The 20,454-nt window shown below is 70.4% G+C and carries 19 protein-coding genes; 9 read left to right on the top strand and 10 right to left on the bottom strand.

What is annotated here, in order from left to right; genetic code table 11:
- The first annotated feature begins 200 nt into the window (after nucleotides 1-200).
- The 4 genes from ACQP0T_RS22955 to ACQP0T_RS22970 all read left to right on the top strand — a co-directional run bounded on the left by ACQP0T_RS22955 (nucleotide 201) and on the right by ACQP0T_RS22970 (nucleotide 4,698).
- The gene (locus ACQP0T_RS22955) at nucleotides 201-1,178 is read left to right on the top strand and encodes a hypothetical protein (RefSeq protein ID WP_433869919.1); all 978 of its coding nucleotides are present in this window, start codon (nucleotides 201-203) and stop codon (nucleotides 1,176-1,178) included.
- 119 nt (nucleotides 1,179-1,297) lie between these two features.
- Nucleotides 1,298-2,893 (top strand): amidohydrolase, encoded by a 1,596-nt coding sequence (locus ACQP0T_RS22960; protein ID WP_433869920.1) that lies wholly within the window; start codon nucleotides 1,298-1,300, stop codon nucleotides 2,891-2,893.
- Nucleotides 2,894-3,001: 108 nt separating this feature from the next.
- The gene (locus ACQP0T_RS22965; protein WP_345367600.1) at nucleotides 3,002-3,229 is read left to right on the top strand and encodes a DUF3311 domain-containing protein; all 228 of its coding nucleotides are present in this window, start codon (nucleotides 3,002-3,004) and stop codon (nucleotides 3,227-3,229) included.
- The gene (locus tag ACQP0T_RS22970; RefSeq protein WP_433869921.1) at nucleotides 3,226-4,698 is read left to right on the top strand and encodes a sodium:solute symporter family protein; all 1,473 of its coding nucleotides are present in this window, start codon (nucleotides 3,226-3,228) and stop codon (nucleotides 4,696-4,698) included. The genes ACQP0T_RS22965 and ACQP0T_RS22970 overlap by 4 nt, the downstream gene beginning before the upstream one ends.
- Nucleotides 4,699-4,702: 4 nt before the next feature.
- On the opposite strand, the gene ACQP0T_RS22975 is transcribed toward ACQP0T_RS22970, so the two are convergent.
- The 3 genes from ACQP0T_RS22975 to ACQP0T_RS22985 form a co-directional block, all read right to left on the bottom strand.
- Nucleotides 4,703-5,662, bottom strand: coding sequence for a patatin-like phospholipase family protein (locus ACQP0T_RS22975; RefSeq protein ID WP_433869922.1), 960 nt, complete (start codon nucleotides 5,660-5,662; stop codon nucleotides 4,703-4,705).
- A gap of 38 nt (nucleotides 5,663-5,700) precedes the next feature.
- The gene (gene arfB, locus ACQP0T_RS22980) at nucleotides 5,701-6,129 is read right to left on the bottom strand and encodes an alternative ribosome rescue aminoacyl-tRNA hydrolase ArfB (protein WP_433869923.1); all 429 of its coding nucleotides are present in this window, start codon (nucleotides 6,127-6,129) and stop codon (nucleotides 5,701-5,703) included.
- Nucleotides 6,130-6,217: 88 nt separating this feature from the next.
- Entirely contained in the window at nucleotides 6,218-7,576 is a 1,359-nt protein-coding gene (locus ACQP0T_RS22985) for a serine hydrolase domain-containing protein (RefSeq protein ID WP_433869924.1), read from the bottom strand.
- Between the two features lie 61 nt (nucleotides 7,577-7,637).
- Here ACQP0T_RS22985 and ACQP0T_RS22990 point away from each other — a divergent pair, with 61 nt between their 5' ends.
- Entirely contained in the window at nucleotides 7,638-8,588 is a 951-nt protein-coding gene (locus ACQP0T_RS22990) for a CPBP family intramembrane glutamic endopeptidase (protein WP_433869925.1), read from the top strand.
- 274 nt (nucleotides 8,589-8,862) lie between these two features.
- Here ACQP0T_RS22990 and ACQP0T_RS22995 read toward each other — a convergent pair whose 3' ends face one another.
- Nucleotides 8,863-10,929 carry a transglycosylase domain-containing protein gene (locus tag ACQP0T_RS22995; RefSeq protein WP_433873819.1) on the bottom strand — a complete coding sequence of 689 codons (2,067 nt, stop codon included), beginning with the start codon at nucleotides 10,927-10,929 and terminating at the stop codon, nucleotides 8,863-8,865.
- Between the two features lie 260 nt (nucleotides 10,930-11,189).
- On the opposite strand from ACQP0T_RS22995, the gene ACQP0T_RS23000 reads away from it, so the two are divergent.
- Complete coding sequence (locus tag ACQP0T_RS23000; RefSeq protein ID WP_433869926.1) at nucleotides 11,190-11,588, top strand: hypothetical protein; 399 nt, start codon at nucleotides 11,190-11,192, stop codon at nucleotides 11,586-11,588.
- Here ACQP0T_RS23000 and ACQP0T_RS23005 read toward each other — a convergent pair.
- The 3 genes from ACQP0T_RS23005 to ACQP0T_RS23015 are packed head-to-tail and all read right to left on the bottom strand — an operon-like array spanning nucleotide 11,585 to nucleotide 13,183.
- Nucleotides 11,585-12,001 (bottom strand): hypothetical protein, encoded by a 417-nt coding sequence (locus ACQP0T_RS23005; RefSeq protein WP_433869927.1) that lies wholly within the window; start codon nucleotides 11,999-12,001, stop codon nucleotides 11,585-11,587. The genes ACQP0T_RS23000 and ACQP0T_RS23005 overlap by 4 nt on opposite strands.
- 10 nt (nucleotides 12,002-12,011) lie before the next feature.
- A complete protein-coding gene (locus ACQP0T_RS23010; protein WP_433869928.1) occupies nucleotides 12,012-13,070 on the bottom strand; it encodes an MFS transporter in 1,059 nt (352 codons plus the stop codon).
- The gene (locus tag ACQP0T_RS23015; RefSeq protein ID WP_433869929.1) at nucleotides 13,025-13,183 is read right to left on the bottom strand and encodes a hypothetical protein; all 159 of its coding nucleotides are present in this window, start codon (nucleotides 13,181-13,183) and stop codon (nucleotides 13,025-13,027) included. Before ACQP0T_RS23015 ends, ACQP0T_RS23010 begins: the two co-directional genes overlap by 46 nt.
- A gap of 104 nt (nucleotides 13,184-13,287) precedes the next feature.
- Between ACQP0T_RS23015 and ACQP0T_RS23020 the strand changes: the two genes are divergently transcribed.
- A complete protein-coding gene (locus tag ACQP0T_RS23020) occupies nucleotides 13,288-14,529 on the top strand; it encodes a M14 family zinc carboxypeptidase (protein ID WP_433869930.1) in 1,242 nt (413 codons plus the stop codon).
- 111 nt (nucleotides 14,530-14,640) lie between these two features.
- Here ACQP0T_RS23020 and ACQP0T_RS23025 read toward each other — a convergent pair whose 3' ends face one another.
- Nucleotides 14,641-15,297, bottom strand: a complete 657-nt coding sequence (locus ACQP0T_RS23025; protein WP_433869931.1) for a DUF6319 family protein — start codon at nucleotides 15,295-15,297, stop codon at nucleotides 14,641-14,643.
- 85 nt (nucleotides 15,298-15,382) lie between these two features.
- Nucleotides 15,383-16,879 (bottom strand): flavin-containing monooxygenase, encoded by a 1,497-nt coding sequence (locus ACQP0T_RS23030; RefSeq protein WP_433869932.1) that lies wholly within the window; start codon nucleotides 16,877-16,879, stop codon nucleotides 15,383-15,385.
- A gap of 83 nt (nucleotides 16,880-16,962) precedes the next feature.
- Here ACQP0T_RS23030 and ACQP0T_RS23035 point away from each other — a divergent pair, with 83 nt between their 5' ends.
- Together ACQP0T_RS23035 and ACQP0T_RS23040 are read left to right on the top strand one after the other, a co-directional pair.
- A complete protein-coding gene (locus ACQP0T_RS23035) occupies nucleotides 16,963-17,577 on the top strand; it encodes a TetR/AcrR family transcriptional regulator (RefSeq protein ID WP_433869933.1) in 615 nt (204 codons plus the stop codon).
- Nucleotides 17,578-17,891: 314 nt separating this feature from the next.
- Nucleotides 17,892-18,146 carry a hypothetical protein gene (locus tag ACQP0T_RS23040; protein ID WP_433869934.1) on the top strand — a complete coding sequence of 85 codons (255 nt, stop codon included), beginning with the start codon at nucleotides 17,892-17,894 and terminating at the stop codon, nucleotides 18,144-18,146.
- A gap of 54 nt (nucleotides 18,147-18,200) precedes the next feature.
- Here ACQP0T_RS23040 and ACQP0T_RS23045 read toward each other — a convergent pair whose 3' ends face one another.
- Entirely contained in the window at nucleotides 18,201-20,444 is a 2,244-nt protein-coding gene (locus ACQP0T_RS23045; RefSeq protein ID WP_433869935.1) for a 3-hydroxyacyl-CoA dehydrogenase NAD-binding domain-containing protein, read from the bottom strand.
- Nucleotides 20,445-20,454 lie beyond the last annotated feature (10 nt).

Consider the following 20,454-nt stretch of genomic DNA (forward strand, 5'->3'; position numbering starts at 1 on the left):
TGGCCCTGCTGTCACCTCACCGGCGAGAACACGTCTCGGTGGAATGTCGTGTCAGCATGGGAACTTTCCTCCCACCGGTGGGAGCGAGATCGAGATTCCCCTGCTCGCACCGTCTGTCCACGCGAAGGACCGACACGCTGTCGAACTCGCCGACGAATGTTGGAACGCCCTCCCAGGGCGTCCCGTGCCAAATTTCTGGCATGGATACGCACCGCACGGCGTTGATCGCCGCCGTCGCCAGCCGCCGGGTCTTCCGCGTCACCGAACTCGAGCAGCTCGGGGTCTCGCAAAGCACGTCGTACCGCCGGGCGCAGCCGGGTGGGCCTTGGACGCGCTTACTGCCCGGGATCGTGCTCGTCGAGTCAGGGCCACCGACGGCCGACGACCTGATGCAGGCAGCACTGCTACGCGCCGGCCCCCAGGCCCTGATCACGGGATTTCGCGCGGCGAAGCTCCACGGCTTGAAGATGCCGCCGGATGACGCCGACGTGCACGTGCTGGTCCCGCACGGCAAGAAGTTGCAGAACTACCCCGGATTCCGGTTCGAACGCACCAAACGGCTCCCAGATCCAGTGATCGTCGAAACGACCCCGGTCGCCCCGTTGACACGCGCCGTGATGGACGCGGCACGGACCTGGCAGCCGCGGGCGGTGACCGAGGAACTCATCGTGGAAGCGGTCCAACACACCCGGAGCTGCCACCCGGACCGGCTGGCCGAGGAGATGGAGCGCGGGTGCCGCCGCGGGACTCGAATGCCGCGCAAGGTGCTGCGGTCCATCACCGCGGACATCCGATCGCTGCCGGAGTTCCGTGCGCACGAACTGCTGCAGCGTTCGGGCCTTCCCGAACCGCAATGGAACATCCGCCTGTTCAGCGGTACCGGTGAGTTCATCGCCTGCCCGGACGCGTGGTTCGACGATGTGGGCTTGGCCGTGGAGATCGATTCAGTGCAATTCCACTTCTCCAAGAGCGACTACGCGAGGACGTTGCGGCGCAACAACCGGTACAGCACGCACGGGGTGTCGTCGGTGCAGGTGCTGCCGAGACGACTTCGCGCGGAACCGGAAGCGGTGCTGGAGGAGATCCGTCGAGCGCACGGTTCCGCCGCCGCACGAGCACGCCCGGACGTGGTGGCCTACGGCCCCGGCTCCACGGGCGGCCGAGCGCGGGCGGGCTGAGCCGGAGGTCTGGTCTTCGCTGCGTCAGCGAGGCACGATGCCCAGAACGGCCAACGCTGGGAGGTGCTGTGACGAGCGCACCACGACCGACCCTGGTCACCGCGAGCTCAATCGTGACGATGGAACGAGGCGGTGTGCGCCTGGCCGCGGCCGAACCCGCCTTGACGATCGTCGGCGATCGCGTCGTCGCGACCGGCGAACTCGCGGACGCGCGCGAACGGTTCCCGGAAGCGGAACTGGTCGACTTCGGTGCCGCGACGATCGTGCCCGGGTTCAACGACGCCCACCAGCACCCGACGATGACCGCGGCGAACCGGCGCGGTGCGGACCTCTCCGGTGCGCGCTCCCGGGCTGAGCTTTTGTCGGCGCTGCGCGAGCGTGCCGACGAGGTCGACGCTGGGTGCTGGGTCATCGGCACCCGTTACGACCACGGCAGGTCCACCGGCGGGGTTCCGTTGACCCGAGCGGACCTCGACGAGGTGAGCGGCACCGCACCGATCCTGGTCATCAACATCGGTGCGCACTGGGGTGTGCTCAATTCGGCCGGCTTGGCGGCCGCAGGACTGTCCGACAGCAGCGAGCCCCCACCTGGTGGCGAACTCACGCGCGACGCCGCGGGCCGCCTGACCGGTGTGGTCCACGAGCAGGCGTTGTTCGACGTGGCATACCCGTCGCTGTCCCGCGCGGAACCGGTCGTACCCCCTCTGGACATCGGCACGGGGCGTGAGCAACTCGGCGCCGTCATGCGCACGCTCAACGCCGTCGGCATCACCAGCGTCGGCGATGCCATGGTCGGGCCCTCGGAGCTCGCACTGCTGCAGTCGGCCCGCGACCGCGGTGAGCTGACGGTGCGGGTCAACGCGCTGCTGACCTACCCGCACGTGGATTCCCTTCACGCGATCGGCCTGCGCACCGGGTACGGCGATCACTGGCTGCGCATCGGTGGCATCAAGGCGTTCGCGGACGGTGCCGTCGCCGGCGGGACCTGCCTCGTCGAGGAACCGTTCGAAGGAACGCAGGACCACGGGATCCAGACGCTGACCAGCGCGGAGCTCGACGATCTCGCGCGCGCGGTGCACGCGGCGGGCAGTCGCCTGGCGATCCACGCCAACGGCGATCGCGCGATCAAGCTCGTGCTGGACGCGCTGGAGAAGGCGCGCGAAGCACATCCGGAGCACCGCACGGCGCACCGGATCGAGCACTGCAGCGTGATCGACGACGAGATCCTCCGCCGGATGCGGGCGTTGGACGCCATCGCGGTGCCTTTCGGCAGCTACGTCGCCTTCCACGGGGACAAGCTGCTCGACTACTACGGCGAGCAGCGACTGGGTCGCATGTTCGCGCACCGCAGCTTGCTCGACGCCGGCATCGCGGTGGCTGGGTCCAGCGACTACCCGTGCGGACCGTTCGAGCCGTTGACCGCGCTCAGGAGCACCGTGACGAGGGAGTCGACCTCGGGCCGGACGACCGGGCAGGTCCTCGGTGCCGCGCAGCGGATCACGGCGGTCGAAGCTCTGGGGCTCTACACCACCGGATCGGCGCAGGCTTCCGGCGAAGCCGACATCAAGGGACGGCTCTCGCCGGGTTGCCTCGCCGATTTCGTCGTGCTCGACGACGATCCGCTGGCCGTCGATGCTCACCGGCTGGCCGACATCGATGTCCGGCAGACGTGGGTCGGTGGCCGTCTGGTGTGGTCGAAGGGCGACCGGGTCTGAGCGATCGGCGGGGGTGCAGGAGACTGGGGCGTTTGGCAGCAGGGGAACCTTCCTGTCAGCGGTGAGAGGAAGGTTCCCCTGCTGCCAACCCGGAGCGGGAGGGGTGACGTGTTCCGAAATCGCAGGTCGTTGTGGTGGCTGCTGGGCCCGGTGGTGCTCTACGTCGTGGCGCTGCCGCTGTACAACCGCATCGAACCGGTCATCCTCGGGCTGCCGTTCTTCATGTTCTGGACGCTGCTCGCGACGCTGCTCACGCCCGGGTTCATCTGGCTGGCCGCGCGCAAGGATCCCCTGTGGATCGCCGACCGCGAACGCGCGAAGGGTGATGCGGAATGAACACCGACGCAGCGATCTCGGTCGGCATCCTCGCCGCCTTCCTGCTCGCCGCGGTGGCGCTGGGACTGCTGTCGCTGCGCGGCCGGGACCGGGCGAACCTCGCCGAGTGGTCGGTCGGCGGCCGGAGCTTGGGCATCGTGCTGATCTTCGTGCTGATGGCCGGGGAGACGTACACGAGCTTCAGCTACCTCGGCGCCGCCGGCTGGTCGTACGACTACGGGATGCCGGTGTTCTACCTGATCGCCTACCTCGCGATCGGGTTCGCGGTCGGCTACCTGGTCGGACCGATCCTGTGGCACTACGCCCACCGCAACCACCTGCACAACATCACCGACATCACCTCGCACCGCTTCGATTCCCCACTGCTCGGCGCGGTGGTGGCCGTGCTGACCACGGTGTTCCTCCTGCCGTACATCCAGTTGCAGATCACCGGGATGGGCGTCGTGGTTTCCACGATCAGCTACGGCACGATCAGCCTGGGCGTGGGCTACCTCATCGCGTTCGTGGTGACGGAGGCCTTCATCATCCTGTCGGGCCTGCGCGGCAGCGCGTGGGTCTCGATCCTGAAGGACAGCTTGGTCATCATCACGCTGCTGATCGTCTTCGTCTACGTCCCGGTGCACTACTTCGGCGGCCTGGGGCCGATGCTGGACCGGCTCGTCACCGAGCGCCCCGAATGGCTCGTGCTGCCCGGCCAGGGCGACGAGTCGCTGGGTCTGATGTGGTTCGCCACCACCGGGCTGCTCAACGGGGTGGTCTACACGATCTTCCCGACGACGGTGGCGGGCTATCTCGGTGCCCGGAGCCCGGGGGTGCTGCGCCGCAACGCCTTGATCATGCCGTTCTACCAGGTGTTGCTGTTCGTCCCGATCCTGCTCGGACTCGCGGCGATCTTCGTGGTGCCGGGCCTGACGAATTCGAACCTCGCGATGTTCGAGCTGGTGGTCGACTCCATGCCCGCCTGGCTGGTCGGTCTGGTCGGCGTGGCGGGAGCGCTCTCGTCGATCGTGCCGATGGCGGTGTTCATGCTGGTCATCGGCACGATGTGGGGACGATCGATCCTGGGGGCGCACCCGCGCACCGCTCCCCGGCAGAAGCAGTTGTCGCAGCTCGTGACCTTCTTGGTGGGCTTGGTGGCGCTGCTGTTCACCTTCATCTCGCCGAGCACGCTGGTGCAGCTCTCGGTGCTGTCCTACCAGGGCTTGGCCCAGTTGCTCCCGGTCGTGCTGCTGAGCCTGCTGTGGAAGCGGATGTCGACCTCGGCGGCAGCAGCCGGGCTGGCCAGCGGTGTGGTGGTCGTCGCGGCGTTGGTGCTGACCGGCAATGATCCGTGGTACGGGATCAACGCGGGGCTGCTCGGCCTCGTGGTGAACGTCGCCGTCAACGTCGCTGTGACCTTCTGGCGCCCGGCGGACACCCCGCCGGAGCGGCTCGCCGTCGAAGAGGTGGCCGCCCCGGGGCGTGGGTGAGCGTTCAGCGCGCGGCGGCCTCCACTCCGAATTCGCCGCTCGGGTCGGGGCGGCCACCGATGTCAACGGGCCCGGTCGGCACTGGACGAGCCCCCGGCAACCACGCCCGGGCGATCTCGAACGAAGCGTCGATCAGCGCGGCGGCGTGCTCGAAGGTGTAAGGCGAGAGGCCGATCACCGAGGGCGCCGGGAGGACGTAGAGCTCGCAGCGCTGGGCGTTGAGCTGGAGGTCGAGCCGTGCGTTGGCCGCCATCGCGGCACCGAGCGCCGCCCCGTTGACCCCGCCGACCGAGCGCGGCGGAGTCGCCGGTGTCGGCCAGGTGGCGATGGCGCCGATGCCCCGCCGGGGCTTCGGTGCCTCGAACGGTTCGGTGCCTCCGCACGGCAGCACGAACACCCGCTCGGCCCCCTGCTCCACTGCGCGGCTGACCGGCATGAACGCCGCGGGACCACCGTCGACGAGCCAGCGCTGCCCGATGCGCACCGGTGGGAACATGCCCGGGATCGAGCAGGACGCGACCAGCGGCGGCAGGGCCGGGCCGCTGTCGAAGTACACCGGGTCCCCGGTATCCAGATCGGTGGTGGCGACGGTCAGCGGGACCCTGGCTTCGTCGAGCCGCCGGAACGGCAGCTTCCCGTGCAGCCACTTCGCCAGACCGTGGTTGCTCATCACGTGGTTGGACAGGCCGAGCTTGCCCGCCAGGATCCGGGACGGCTGGATCGGGAAGACGTGGTTGCGCCGCATCGACAGCCAGACCGAGCGCAGCGACGCGGCACCGCCGTGGGACGGATCACCCGCCAACCACGCCGCGTTGAGCGAACCGACCGACGTTCCGACCAGCACGTCCGGTTCGATCCCCGCTTCGAACAACGCCCCCACGAGGCCTGCCTGGATCGCGCCGAAGGTCGATCCACCGGGCAACACCCACGCCGTCCGCATGCCGTGGTCCTTCCTGTTCGACACCTCTTCCGAGGCTAATCGCGCTGCGGGATTTCGCGTGCTCAGCCGTCACCCGGGTCGCGGCGGCGGCGTTTGATCTCGGAGCGCCGCTTCTTCGCGTCGAGTCGGCGCTGCTGGGATCCCCTGGTGGGTTTGGTGCGCCGTCGCTTCGGCGGTGGGGCCGCGACGGCGTCGCGGAGCAGCGCCGCCATGCGGTCCCGTGCCTCCTGGCGGTTCGCGAGCTGGGCCCGTTGTTGCGAGGCGGCGAGCGTGAGGACGCCGTCGATGAGCCGGTGGTGGAGCCGCTGCAGGGCACGTTGTCGGAGCGATTCCGGCAGCGCCTCGGTGCGGGCGAGGTCGAAGGACAGTTCGACGCGGGAGTCGGTGGTGTTGACACCTTGGCCGCCCGGCCCCGACGAACGCGAGAAGCGTTCGGAGAGTTCGTTGCCGGGGATCGTCCAGCGGTGGTTCACGCGCAGGTCGTCGACCATGCCTCCGGCCTCCTCCGGGGTTCGGTGGCGGGTGGCAGCAGGGGAACCTTCCTGTCACCGGTGACAGGAAGGTTCCCCTGCTCGCACCTCACGATGCCGGGCGCCAGGGGCTCACGCCGCCGGGGACGGGCGCCTGGGGGTCGTAGGGCGTGCGGGTGAAGATGAACGTGTTGAGGTCCAGGTGCGTGGCCACGCCCGCGGCGTCGCGCCCGACGCGCAACGTCTCACCGGAGTAGTAGCCGTCCAGCCCGGTCCAGGTGCCGTCCGGGTTGGCGCGGAACCGCGACGCGCGCCCGCGCCCCTGCATGGGCCGGAGGTCGAGCAGGCCATCGGGCTGCACCCGCAGCACGTAGGCGCTCGGGCCCCAGTACCACTGGCCGGTGAGGTCGAGCAGCGCGAGATCGACGTCCGGGCTCGGCTCCCACTCCGCCGGGATCCGCGGCTCGTGCTCTTCGAGCAGGTCGAGCAGGTCGGTGGCCAAGGGCCCGACGCCCGCGGTGGTGTTGGCCATGAAGATCACGCCGGACTGCTCCGCCGGGTCGGACCACACCGTCGCGAGGAACCCGGGCATCGACCCGGTGTGCCCGGCCAGCCGCCGCCCGCCGTGCCGCACGAGCTGGAAACCCAGCCCGTAACCGGCCCGCCACACCGCGCCGTCGTCGACAGCGCCCGGGGCGCGCATCTCGGCGACGGTGTCGGGGTGCAGCACCTCCCCCGTGTCTCCGCCGACGAACTTCGTCCAGCGCACGAGGTCGTCGAAGGTCGACCAGAGCTGGCCGGCTGGTGCCATCGCGACCGCGTCCTCGGCTGGTTCGGGCAGCACCACGTCGGCCCACGGGTGCACGGCGTAGCCGTCGGCGTGCGGAGCGACCGGTCCGATGGTGGTCCGGTTGAGGTCCAGCGGGTCGAGGACCTCGGCCTGCAGCACCTCGTACCAGGGGCGACCGCGATGCCGGGCGACGAGCTCGCCGAGGACGCCGAAGCCCGTGTTGGAGTAGTGGAACGTGTGCCGAGGGGCGGGCCGGACCGCGTCCTGGTCGATCTCGGCGAGGAACTCCTCAGCCGGGCGTCCCGGCGCGCGCTCCCACCACGGGCCCGCGGGCTCCGCGCTCAAGCCACTGGAGTGCGCCAGGAGCTCCCCGATGCTGCGGTTGCCGACCGCGGTGCCGGGAACGTGCTCGTCGAGCCGGTCCGCGAGGTCGAGTCGGCCCTCGTCGCGCAGCCGCATCACCAGCACCCCCACGAAGCTCTTGGTGATCGAGCCGATCCGGTACTGGGTGTCGGTGGTGGGTCGCATCCCGCCGACCGCACCGCGGCTGTCCACCCAGAGCGTTTCGCCGTCGCGGACCAAACCGGCGATCAGCGACGGGATCCGATTCTCGCTCTGCTCCACGGCCAATCGGCGGAGCAGAGCGCGCTGCGTGGAGGGCAACAGGCTTGTCGACATGGCCTCATGCTTTCACGGTGACGCTCAGCGCACGCTCAGCATCGGTTGGCAAAATGCCGCCGTGCGCACAGATCAGGACAGGGTCGACGTCCGCGGCGTCGTGAGCTTCGTCGCCATCGCCTACGCCCCCGCCTGGCTGCTGACCTTGCCGTTGTGGTTGACCGGTCAGGGCCTCACGTGGGTGTGGTCACCGGCGGTGCTGGTGCTCATGATGTTCATGCCCGCGGTCGCCGCCTACGTGGTGGACAAGTGGATCAGCCCGCGCCCTCGACCGCTGCGGTACGAAGGTGTGACCAACGACGGTGGGGTCCGGCGGTGGTGGCGCTACGGCGTGCTGGCATGGCTGGGCGCTCCGGTGGCGATGGTGCTGGCGTTGCTGGTCGGCAGCCTGCTCGGCGTGTACCAAGCCGACTGGACCGGCTTCTCCGGCCTCGCCCAGCAGCAGGTGGTCGTCGGGGAAGCCGAGACCACTTCCCCGGGCTCGTTGGCGATGGCCGAGATCGGCAAGCTGTTCCTGTTCGGGTGGCTCAACGTCATCCCCGCGTTCGGCACGGAGTGGGGCTGGCGCGGATACCTGTCGCGCGCGTTGTTGCCGCTCGGCCAGCCGGGCATGTTCGTGACCACCGGGGTGCTGTGGGGGCTGTGGCACACGCCGCTGCTCGTGCTCGGCTACAACTACCCGACCGCGCCGGTCGTGGCGGCGGTGCTGATGATGGTCGGCTACTGCACGTTGCTCGGGGTGCTGCTCGGCTGGCTCCGGTTGGCTTCCGAGAGCGTGTGGCCCGCGGCCATCGCGCACGGATTCGTCAACGCCTCGGCGGCCCTGCCGATCGTCTTCGGCGCCGCGGGCCACCCGATCACCGGGATCTCCGAGGGGTTGCTCGGCTGGAGCGGGTGGATCGTGCTGGGCCTGCTCATCCTCGTGCTGACGATGGTCAACAAGCTCCCGGTCCGGCTGGACACGGATGGATCGGGCATTTCGCAGGGGGTTCGTCGGCGCAGTCGACGTTAGGCGGGGCACCTGTCGCGGGTGAGAGGAAGGTTCCCCTGCTGTCACCCGTGACAGAAAGGTTCCCCTGCTGCCACGCTCTACCGCCGGGGCACTCAGCCCTGCCGCTCACCGCCGGTCGTGGCAGGAAAGTTCCCCTGCTGTCACCTGTGGCAGGAAGGTTCCCCTGCTGCCACCCGCAGCGCGGGCGGACACGAGAACGGGCCGGTGCTCCGCGGAGCACCGGCCCGTCGGGTGAGAGGAAAGTTCCCCTGCTGTCACCCCACCCGCAGGGGGCTCACGCCGGGGGCAGCGGGGCGGTCGGCCATCCTTCGTGGATCACCTTCATGGCGTCGAACCAGGTGCGCGCGGGCACCTTGCCGCCGTAGATGTTGCCGTTGGACCCGCACAGGTACGGCGGTGCCTCACCACCGCCGTCGCAGATGCCCTCCGGCCGGTTGCCGTCGGCGTAGGTGAGCACCGCGCCCGCGAGCTGCGGCGTGGCGGCGAGGAACGCCGCGGACTGGTGGGCCTGGGTGGTCCCGGTCTTGCCCATCATGGGGCGGTTCCAGCCGGCGGCGGCGGCCGCGGCGTGGGCGGTGCCCCCGGGCTCGTGGTCGCGGCTGAGGCCGACGGCCAGCGCGTTGGCGACGTGCGGGGCGACGACCTGCTCGCAGGGCGCCTCGTTGACGTCGACGGGGTTGCCGTGGCGGTCCCGGATCTCCTCCAGCGGCGTGGGCGGGCAGTACATGCCCTGGCTCATGATGGTGGCCGCGACGTTGGACAGTTCGAGCACGCTCACCGGCGAGTAGCCGAGGGTGAAGGCGCCGATCTTGTTGTTCTTGACGTACTCGCCGAGCGAGGTGGATTCCGGGTCGTCCTGGTCGATCGGATCACCGCTGCGGTCGACCCCGTTGAGCGTCTGCCGCAGCCCGAGCTTGCTGGCCATGTTCACCACGTTGTCCAGGCCGACGCGTTCCTGCAGGGCGACGAAGGCGGTGTTGGGCGAGGTGGCGAGGGCTTCCTGGAGCGTTCGGGGCCCGGGTTGGGAACCCTCGGCGTTGCCGACGGTGTAGGGCGCGCCGTTGTTCTTGTACGCGTGCGAGGTGTAGGTGGGAGGCACCTGGACGATGTCGTGGATGCTCATCCCCTGTTCGATCGCGGCGGCCGCGGTGAAGGTCTTGAACACCGAGCCCGCACCGAACTTCTGCACACCGCTGACGATGTCGTAGGCGCGTTGGCCCTTCGAGGCGTCGTTGCCGAAGTCCCGGTTCGCGACCAGGGCGCGCACCTTGTGCTTGTCCTGACCCGGCTCGACGGCGGCCATCACGTTGGCGATGCCGTCGGTCTGGGTCGGCACCTGCTGCTGCGCGGCCTGCTTGGCGGCGTCCGAGGCCTTGCGGTCGAGGGTGGTGCGGATGGTGTAGCCGCCGGTGCGCAGTTCTTCCTCGTCGATGCCGACGCGTTCGAGGTAGTCGGAGACGTAGCGGCAGAAGAAGCCGTCGGTCATGCCGTCGCCGAGTCCGACGCAGCCGTTCGGCGGCCGGCCTAGGGGGGTGAGCACGCCGAGCGGTTCCTGCTTGGCGGCTTCGGCGGCTTCCTCGGTGATGTTGAGGGCGTTGGTGGGATCGGTCATCAGGTCGATCACCAGGTTGCGCCGCTGGATCGCGTCCTCGGGGTTGCTGTTGGGGTTCAGCGAGCCGGGGGCGTTGACGATCGCGGCGAGCAGCGCCGACTGGGCGACGGTGAGCTTGTCCGGCGTGGTGCCGAAGTAGGTCTGGGCGGCGGCGCCGACGCCGAAGGTCTGGTTCCCGAACGGCACCACGTTGAGGTATCCGGTGAGGATCTCCTCCTTGGTCATGGTCCGTTCGAGCTCGACGGCGATCTTGGCCTCGCGCAGCTTGCGCGCGATGGTCGTCTCCTGCGCCTTCTCCGCTTCGACCGGGTCGTTCCGGTTCGCCACGTGGACGAGGTAGTTCTTCACGTACTGCTGGGTGAGCGTGGACGCGCCCTGGGCGGTCTCACCTGTGGTGATGTTGGTGGCCAGGGCGCGCATGGTGCCGTGCCAGTCGACCCCGCCGTGGTCCCAGAACCGCTTGTCCTCGACGGCGGTGATCGCCGCCTTCATGGTCTCGGAGATCTGCCCCGGCGGGGTCTCGACGCGGTAGTGGTCGAAGAAGTAGGCGATCGGTTCGCCCGCCCGGTCGGTCACCGTGGAGACCTGCGGCATCTCCCGCTTGGCCAGGGAGCTGGACATCCTGGACATGGCGTCGGTGGTCTGGTTGACCATCGCGCCGGCCCCGGTCGCCGCGGGCAGCATCAAGCACGCCACGAGCACGCCGGCCAAGACGCACAGCCCGAACATCTTCAACAGCACGCCGCTGCGCACGCCTGCCCCAATCGTCAACGATTCACGTGATCCGACCTCAACCCCGCGGCTCGCGGCGACCACCCCGTCCGCCGACCGATCACGCCTGCGGGGGCGCATCGCTGTCCAGTTCGTTGATATCACACCGCCCGTCCCCGGCGATCGTGAGCCGATCGGCCCAACCGGGCCGAGAACGCCGACCGCGGGCAGCGGGATCACTACACTTGGTGGCCATCGCCGATCACTGCGGAGGAGAGATGACCGACCCGTTCTTCGATGCGCTGGCCGCCGCACTCGCCGGCCAGGTCGCGACCGCTCTCGGCACGGCGGGAGCCGCCGCGTTGAAGAAGGTGCGGACCCTGGTGCGGCGCAAGTCCGACGACGATCCCGAGATGCTGGCCGCGCTCGAGGCCGCCGAGGAACCCGAGGCGGAACAGCCGCAGATCACCGCGTTGGCAGAGCGGCTGGACCGCGCGGCCGGAGCCGACGCGGAGTTCGCCGAGCAGCTCAACACCGAGGGCGCCGAGCTCGTGCGGGTGATCCGCGAGGGCGACACGATCACGGCCGGGGACGGCTCGGTGGTCAACGTGCTCAACGGCAACGCCGAGAAGGTGATCAACGCCCGCGACGTCTCCGGCGGGATCACCTTCCACTAACGGCCTTCGGCCTCGTTGAGCTCGGCGAGGTACCGGTTGTAGGCGGCGAGCTCCGGATCCTCGTCGGGATCGACCGACGGGGCCTGCGGCGGCACCAGCGGCCGCGGGCGCCCGGCCCGGGCCGCCGCCCGTTCCGGCTCCTCGGCCGGTTCCTGCCCGGCGGTGTCCTCGGCCTGCCCCGAGGTGGCCTCGGCCTCGTCGTGCAGCGTCATCCGCGCCATGCGGACCCACAGGAAGAGGGTGAACACCCCGAACAGCGGCCACTGCAGCGCGTAGCCGAGGTTCTGGAAGCTGCCGCCCGCGTCGTGCGCGCGCTCCCACTGCCACACCGCGAGGAAGCACGTCGCGATGAAAGCCACGACGAACAGCGCGTGCAGGAGCAGCCAGCGCGGGGTCAGCAGACTGCGTTTCACGTTCCCGAGTCTAGGTGGTGCCCTCGCGGGTCCGCTCGGGTGCGTCCGATCCGTCCGGTACCGGCCGGCGGGCGGACCCCAGCGCCAACGGCGTGCACAGCAGCACCAGGACGGCGGCCGCGGCGAATGCCCCCGGATAGCCGGACCAGGTGATGAACAGGCCGAACCCGACCGAGCCCAGCCCGTTGCCCGCGTCGAAGGCGATGTTCCACGCGGTGCTGGCCGGTCCGGACGCGGCCCGTTCGAACATCATCACCAGCGTGGAGTTCTGCACCGCGCCGAAGCCCAGCCCGAAGGCGGCGGCCCCCAGCACCGCCAGCGCCTCCGGTCCCCACGACGCGACGCTCAGCAGCAGCGCCCCCGCTCCGGTGCAGCACAGCGCCGGGGTCAGCGCGGCGGCCGCGCCGCGGCGGTCCGCCCACTGCCCCGCGGCGAACCGGCCGAGCAGCGAGCAGCCGCCGAAGGCCATGAGCGCCAGCGGGGACACCGCGCCGACCGCCAGCGGCAGGAACGCCAGCAGACCGCCCGCTGCGATCGACGAGGCCGTCATCACCAGCCACGACGGCAGCAGCACCACCGGGAACGCACGGCGCCCGGACGTCCGGCGGGCCCGCACCGGGGCGATGCCGAGCACGGCGGCGGTGGCCAGCAGCGGCGCCACCCCGGCGATCCAGAACAGCGGCGCGAACCCGATCGTCTGGGCGAACCACACCCCGACCGGTAGCAGCACGAAGTTCGGCAGCCCGACGGCGAGCCCGTAGGCACCGGCCGCCCGACCGCGCCGCTGCGGCGGGAACAGCTCCGCGACCATCGCGCTGCCCGCCACGGTGAGCAGGCCGAAACCGATGCCGCGCAGCCCGGACACGCCCAGCAGCAGCCACAGCTCGCCGGACAGCGCGTACAGCGGGGTCGGGGCACCGATCAGCGCGGTGCCGAGGCCGAGCGCGACGCGGTGGTCGATCCGCCTCAGCAGCCATGGCATCCCGAGCTGCACCAGCACTGTGACCAGCATGAACACCGCGTTCATCGCCCCGGCCGCGATCTCGCCCGCGCCCCGAGGACCGCCCACAGCGGCACCACCGGCAGCAGCAGCACGTAACCGGCGAAGCCGCCGAACGTCGCGATCAGCAGCAGCAGGAAAGACCGGTGGCGCCACAGCGGCGGAGCAGTTTCGGAACCCACCCGTCCTTCATACAGCCTGACCAAGGTTCACCTGCTGGCCGATTGTGGGGCTCCGGAAGATCGGTTTGGCTGGGGCGCACGAATCGGACAACGAGGAGTTGCAGATGCGACGCTGGCAAGCCTGGGCCCTGGCAACCGCCGTCCTCGGCTGCGCGGTCACCCCCGCCGCGGCCACCAGCTCACCGGCTCCCGCCGCACCCCCGCCGTGCAGCGAGGAACCGCGCGAGAACTCGGTCACCGAATTCACCAGCCACGACGAGATGCTCGTCGAGCTCGACCGGATCGAGCGGATCAGCGACGGCCGGGTGTCGGTCCGCGAGGTCGGCCGGTCCCACCGCGGGCGCGAGATCATGTCCGCGCGCGTGGGCACCGGACCCAAGGTGGTGCTGATCACCGCCGAGATCCACGGCAACGAGAAGACCGGCCCGGACGCCGCGATGGACGTCCTCGAATTCCTCGGCACCTCCGAGAGCGCCAAGGCGCGGCAGATCCGCTCGGAGCTCACCGTCGTCGCGATGCCGAAGATCAACCCCGATGCCGGGGAGCTGGACCGACGCGGCAACGACCTGACCTGGGAGCAGGTCCAGCAGGAATTCCCGCAGCTCCGGGGCGCCCCGGAGCCCTGGAACTACTACACCGGCTCCCGGCAGGGCGACGACTACTCGCAGCGGCCCGGTTTCGACATCAACCGCGACTACCACCCCGATCTCGACTACCGGCCGCAGCGCGCCGACTTCCCCGGCGCCAGCGACCGGCCCGGCTGGTATCTGAGTCCCGAGACCCGCACCGTGCGCGACGTGTACCGCGCGCTGCGCGCGGAGTTCGGCACCGTCGACACCTACGTCGACCTGCACCACCAGGGCGCCTGCTACACCGTGCCCGGCACCGACCGGTTCGTCACCCTGAGCCTGTCCGGCAAGTTCGTGGCCGACCCCTCGACGCCCGAGGGCGCGGCGTTCGCCGAGTTCGCCGACACCTACCGGCCCGAGTACTCCAAGCAGCTCAACGTCGCCGCGTACAACGCGCTGCAGTCGGCCGCCAACCGCAACCCCGACTTCGGCAACATCACGCTGTACCCGCAGGACGTGAACCTACCCGGGACCGGGCTCGGCTCGTTCCAGCTCAACGGCAGCGGCGCGGTCCTGTTCGAGGTGCGCGGCCAGACCCAGACCCTCGGTGAGCAGCACCGGGAGATGCTGACCCGCGCCGTCTACATCGGGCTCGACGGCATCCTGTCGTCCGTCGCCAGCGGCCAGGTGAACCACCTCGACCCGGCCCGCTACGACCAGATCCCGCCGACCCAGCGCGGCGACCAGGTCCTGCGCACCGCGACCGACATCGAGTGAGGTGCGAGCAGGGGAACCTTCCTGTCATCGGTGACAGGAAGGTTCCCCTGCTGCCACTCGTGAGAGGAAGGTTCCCCTGCTGTCATCGGTGACAGGAAGGTTCCCCTGCTGTCACTCCGTGAGCTCGGCCAAGGCCTGCTGCGCGGCGTCGAGTTCTTCGCGGAGCTGCTCGACGCGGGCGCGCTGCTGCTCGCGGGCGGCTTCGATCATCGGTTCGACGGCGGCGGAGACGTCGTCGTGCAGCGCCTTGGCGGCCTGCGCGACGGCGGAGGCGGGCACGGAGGTCGGCCGCACGACCCGCTTCTTGCCGGTGGTGACCTCGACGCTCCACTGCCCTTCCTGATCGGCGGTGAGCACCACGGACGCGCCGGCGGGCGGGCGGGGTTTGCTGCGGCGGGCCGCCGGGCGGGGCTGCTCGGCGGCGGGCGGGGCGGCCTGGACCGGTTCCGGGGGCGGCACGGGTTCGTAGCGCGGCTCGTCGACCGGGGTTGCCGCGGGCGCCTGGCTGCGCGGTTTGGCGGGTTTGCGGGCGGGCTTGACCAGGGTGACCTCGGCGGCGGAGAAGGACAGCACGTCCTTGGAGCCGGCGGGCCGGACCTGGATGAAATCGCCCTCGGCCGGTTCACCGAGGGCGATCACCTTTCCGGAACGGCCTTCGGGCACGCCCACGGCCGAGGCGGTGAACCACACCACGGGCGTCGCACCGGAGGCCAGCTGCTCGCGGAGGTCGCCCAGTTCCTCGGAGGACAGGGCGCGGGCCTTGGACATCGGCACCTGCTCAGGGAGACCGGCGGCGTCGCGCCGGATTGCTCGACAGTGACCGCGCCACCCTATCGAACGCCCGTGCGACGGCTCAACGGCGTCCGCGGGCGACGATCTCGTAGTCGGCGGGGTCGGCCTTGCGGGTGCGCAGCCAGTACCGCCAGGTGCCGCCGGGCCAGACGGTGCGGTTGATGCCGTTCTCGTCGAGGTACCAGCTCCGGCAACCGCCCTGGCTCCACACCTCCCCGGTGAGCTTGCCCTGGATCTCCCGGTTGAAGTCGTCCTGCACCTGCTGGCGGACGTCGAGGTGGTCGATGGCGTCGCGGCAGATCGGGCGCAGGCAGCTCAGCACGTAGTTGATTTGCGATTCGATCATGAACACCACGGAGTTGTGGCCGAGCCCGGTGTTGGGCCCGAGCAGGAAGAACAGGTTGGGGAAGCCGGAAACGGTGATGCCGAGGTAGGCCTCCATCCCGTCGCGCCAGGCGTCCTGCAGCTTGCGCCCCTCGCGCCCGACGATGTCGAGGTGGTCGAAGGCGTCGGTGACGTGGAAGCCGGTGCCGAAGACGATCGCGTCGACCGGGTGCTCCGCGCCGTCGCCGGTGACCACCGAACGTTCCCGGACCTCCTGGACGCCGCTGGTGACGAGGTCGACGTTGTCCCGGTTCAGCGCCGGGTAGTAGTCGCTGGACAGCAGGATGCGCTTGCACCCGATGGCGTAGTCGGGGGTGAGGGCCGCGCGCAGCTCCGGGTCCTTGACCACCGAGCGCAGGTACTGCTTGGACAGCCGCTCGGACCACGGGCGCAGCCGCTGGCTGAACACGGCGAGGAACCGCGCTTCGAGCAGCCAGTAGACCCCGGCGCGGGCCAACCGCTGCAGACCGGGGACGCGGCGGAACCACCGTCGGATCCGCTCGGGCACGGCGCGGTCGGGCTTGGGCTGGATCCACGGGGGCGTGCGCTGGAACAGGTGCAGCCGTTCGACCTGCTCGGCGATCCGCGGCACGAACTGGATGGCGCTGGCCCCGGTGCCGATCACGGCGACCCGCTTGCCGGTGAGGTCGTAGTCGTGGTTCCACTGCGCGGAGTGGAAGACCTCGCCCTGGAACGAGTCGAGCCCGGTGATCTCGGGGTAGCTCGGGATGTGCAGCGCGCCGACGCCGGAGACGAGGGCGCGGGCCACGTACTCGGTGCCGTCGGCGGTGCTGATCCGCCAGGTGGCGCTGTCCTCGTCGAACTCGGCGCCGGTGAATTCGGTGCCGTAGCGGATGTGCTCGTGGATCCGGTACTTGTCGGCGCAGTACCGCAGGTAGTCGGAGATCTCGTGCTGCTCGGCGAACAGCCGCGACCAGGCCGGGTTCTGCTCGAAGGAGAAGGAGTACATCAGCGAGGGGACGTCGCAGGCGCAACCCGGGTAGGTGTTGTCCCGCCAGGTCCCGCCGAGGCCGTCGGACTTCTCCAGCACCAGGAAGTCGTGGATTCCGGCCTGCTTGAGCCGAATCGCCATCCCCAGCCCGGAGAACCCGGTGCCCACGATGACCACCGAGGCGCGTTCGCCCCGCTGCTCCCGAGCCTGCTCCTGCACCATTCGGACCTCCTCCGCCGGGGGCGCGATCAGGACTACTGCGCAGTAGCCTACTACGAGTAAGTTACCTGCGGTAGGGTGTTGTCGTGACCGCTCGCCCCGCCCCCACCGCGTCTCCCCGCAAGCGCCGGTCCCGCGCCGAGCGCGAGCGGCAGATCCTCGCGGTGGCCGAGCAGGTCTTCGCCGACGAGGGCTACCAAGCCGCCTCGATGGACGACATCGCGCACCGCGTCGGGCTGTCCAAGCCCATGCTCTACGAGTACTTCGGCTCCAAGGACGGCCTGCTGATGGCGTGCCTGCACCGCGCCAAGCAGGAACTGTTCGACACGACCACGGCCGCGGCGGCGGGCGCGAACGGCCCGGACGACCTGCTGCACGACTGCCTGCTCGCCTTCTTCCGGTTCAGCGACGACCACGCCCAGGCGTGGGCGCTGCTGCGCAACGAGGCCGCCGTGCCGGTTTCCTCGGTGAGCTCGGAGCTGGAGTCCATCCGGCTGCAGCAGATCGGGTTCACCGCGGAACTGCTGCGCGGAGCCCGCCCGGACCTCGACGAGGTGCGGCTGGAGGCCTACGCCGAGTCGATCATCGGCGCCTGCGAGCGGCTGGCCCTGTGGCGCGAGCGGCGCCCCGAGGTCACCGCGCGGCAGGCCACCGAGCACCTCATGTCGCTGCTGCTGCCGAGCCTCGGCACCGGCGCCTGAAGTCCGGCCGGGAATCGACGACCGTCACCCCTCCGGGCGACTTCGACGGAGAGCTCCTCAAGGCCTTCCCGACAGCTCCCGATGGAAGCGCGAAGGACACGCCCGGCGGAGACGTCCGGAGGCGCGGTCGCACCGCGCTCGACGAGCTCCGGACCGTGGACGCCGGATGGTCCCGACGGGGGGCGATGGAGTCCACAACGGACACTTCACACCATCGTGGGAAATCCCCGGAAAACGCCCGGAAGAATTCGACGCGATCAACGCGCGTCGGCCAAACTCTGGCGCGCAAGATCGCTTCCACGAAGGAGAACACAGTGCGTACCACTGCACGGATTGCCGGCGTCGCCGCGGGTGCGGCCAGCCTGCTGGCGGTTGCGTCCCCCGCTTTCGCCGACAGCATCGGCAACGACGGCATCAACGCCGTGAACGACAACAACATCAACGCGGTGCCGATCAACGTCTGCGGCAACAACGTCGCCGCCCTCATCGGGGTCATCGTGCCGGTCGCTTCCCCGCAGGTCCCCGACTGCAACAACTCGCCGATCGTGGACCACGCGCACGTCGACTGAGCTGGTCGGCAGGCGGAGGCGCCGGAGCCCAGCGGGTTCCGGCGCCTCCGCTCGTCAGGCCGCGGTGGTCGCCGCGTCCCGCGCCGGCGCGGCGGTGGCCGCGACGATCTCGGCGTCGGGCTCACCGGCGTCGAGCGTCCCGCCCGCCGCCGCGGTCGCCACCAGCGAGGCAGGCGGCTCGAAGCGCTCGCCGTGCCGGGCGGCGAGTTCCCTGGCGCGCGCCACGAATCCCGCGAGCCCGCCGGGATAGCCGTTGACGTACTGCACGACTCCCCCGGTCCACGGCGGGAAACCGATCCCGAGGATCGAGCCCACGTTGGCGTCCGGCACCGAGGTCAGCACGCCTTCGTCGAAGCACTTCACCGTTTCCAGCGCCTCGACGAACAGCATCCGCTCGGCCAGCTCGGCGATGTCCACAGCGGACGGGTCGCCGGTGCTGAAGTGCTCCGCCAAGTCGGGCCACAACCGGGTGCGCCCACCGTCCTCGCCGTACTCGTAGAAGCCGGCACCGCTGGAACGCCCCGCGCGGCCGAACTCCTCGACCATCCGGTCCAGCACGGAATCGGCGGGGTGCGGGGCGAAGGTGCCGCCCGCGGCCTCCACCGCGCGCCGGGTCTCATCGCGGATCTTGCGCGGCAGGGTCAGGGTCAGCTCGTCGAACAGTTGCAGCACCGGCGCCGGGTAGCCGGCCTGGGCCGAGGCCTGCTCGATCGAGGCCGGGTGGACGCCCTCGGCGAGCATCGCCACCCCTTCGTTGAGGAAGGTGCCGATCACCCGGCTGGTGAAGAAGCCCCGGCTGTCGTTGACCACGATCGGCGTCTTGCCGATCTGGCGCACCACGTCGAACGCCGTGGCCAGCGCCCGGTCGCCGGTCCGCTCGCCGCGGATGATCTCGACAAGCGGCATCTTGTCCACCGGTGAGAAGAAGTGCAGTCCGATGAACTCCGCCGGTCGGGCGACGCCTTCGGCGAGTTCGGTGATCGGCAGCGTCGAGGTGTTGGAGGCGATCAGCGCGCCGTCGGCGAGCAGGTCCTGCACCTCCGCGTAGACCCGGTGCTTGACCGCCGGGTCCTCGGGCACCGCCTCGATCACCAGGTCGCACCCGCGCACCGGCTCCACCTGGTCGGTCGGGGTGATCCGGGCCAGCAGCGCATCCCGCTTGTCCTCGGTGGACCTGCCCTTGGCGATGGCCTTGTCCTGCAGGCCCGCCGAGTACGCCTTGCCCTGCCCGGCCGCGGCGAGCGAGACGTCCTTGAGCACCACCTCCATGCCCGCCTTGGCGCACACGTAGGCGATGCCCGCGCCCATCATCCCGCCGCCGAGCACCGCGACCTTGCGCGCCGGGTTCTCCGGCTCGCCGTCGGGCCTGCTGCCACCGGAGTTGACGTGCTGCAGGTCGAAGAAGAACGCCTTGCTCATGTTCTTCGACGTCTGCCCGCACACCAGGTCCAGGAAGTAGCGGCCCTCGATCTCCAGCGCGGTGTCGAAGTCCACCTGGGCCCCTTCGACCGCCGCGCACAGGATGTGCTGGGGAGCGGGCAGCGGAGCGCCCTTGAGCTGCTTGCGGAGGTTGGCCGGGAACGCCGGGAGGTTCGCCGCGAACTTCGGGTCGGCGGGAGTGCCGCCGGGGATGCGGTGCTTCGGGCGGTCCCAGGGCTGGGCCGCGTCCGGATTGGCCTTGATCCACTCCTTCGCGGCGGGCAGCAGCTCTTCCGGACCGCCCACCAGGGCATCGACGATGCCCAGCTCGCGCGCCTTGCCCGGGCGCACCTGCTGGCCCTGCAGCAGCAGGTTCAGCAGCGCCTCGGCGATGCCGAGCAACCGGACGCTGCGCACGACCCCGCCACCGCCGGGCAGCAGGCCGAGGGAGACCTCGGGGAAGCCGAAGCGGGTGCCCGGCAGGTCGGCGGCGATGCGGTGGTGGCAGGCCAGCGCGATCTCCAGCCCGCCGCCCAGCGCCGTGCCGCCGAGCGCGGCGACCACCGGGACGCCGAGGGTCTCCAGCTCGCGGAGCTGGCGCTTGGCGGTACCGACGCTGCCGGCGACCTGCTCGGCGCCCTCCGGGCGGGCCCGGACCAGCTCGCGGAGGTCGCCGCCAGCGAAGAAGGTCTTCTTGGCCGAGGTGAGGACGACGCCGGTGATCCGCTCCCGCTCGGCGCGCAGCCGCTCCAGCACCGCGTCCATCGAGCGCAGGTAGCGCTCGTTCATCGTGTTGGCCTGCTGCTGCGGGTCGTCCAGGGTCAGCACGACGATGCCATCGGCGTCGGCGTCCCAGCGGATGGTGTTCTGCTCGCTCATGTCCGTCCCG

The sequence above is a fragment of the Saccharopolyspora sp. CA-218241 genome (assembly GCF_050954615.1).
GTDB lineage: Bacteria > Actinomycetota > Actinomycetes > Mycobacteriales > Pseudonocardiaceae > Saccharopolyspora > Saccharopolyspora cebuensis.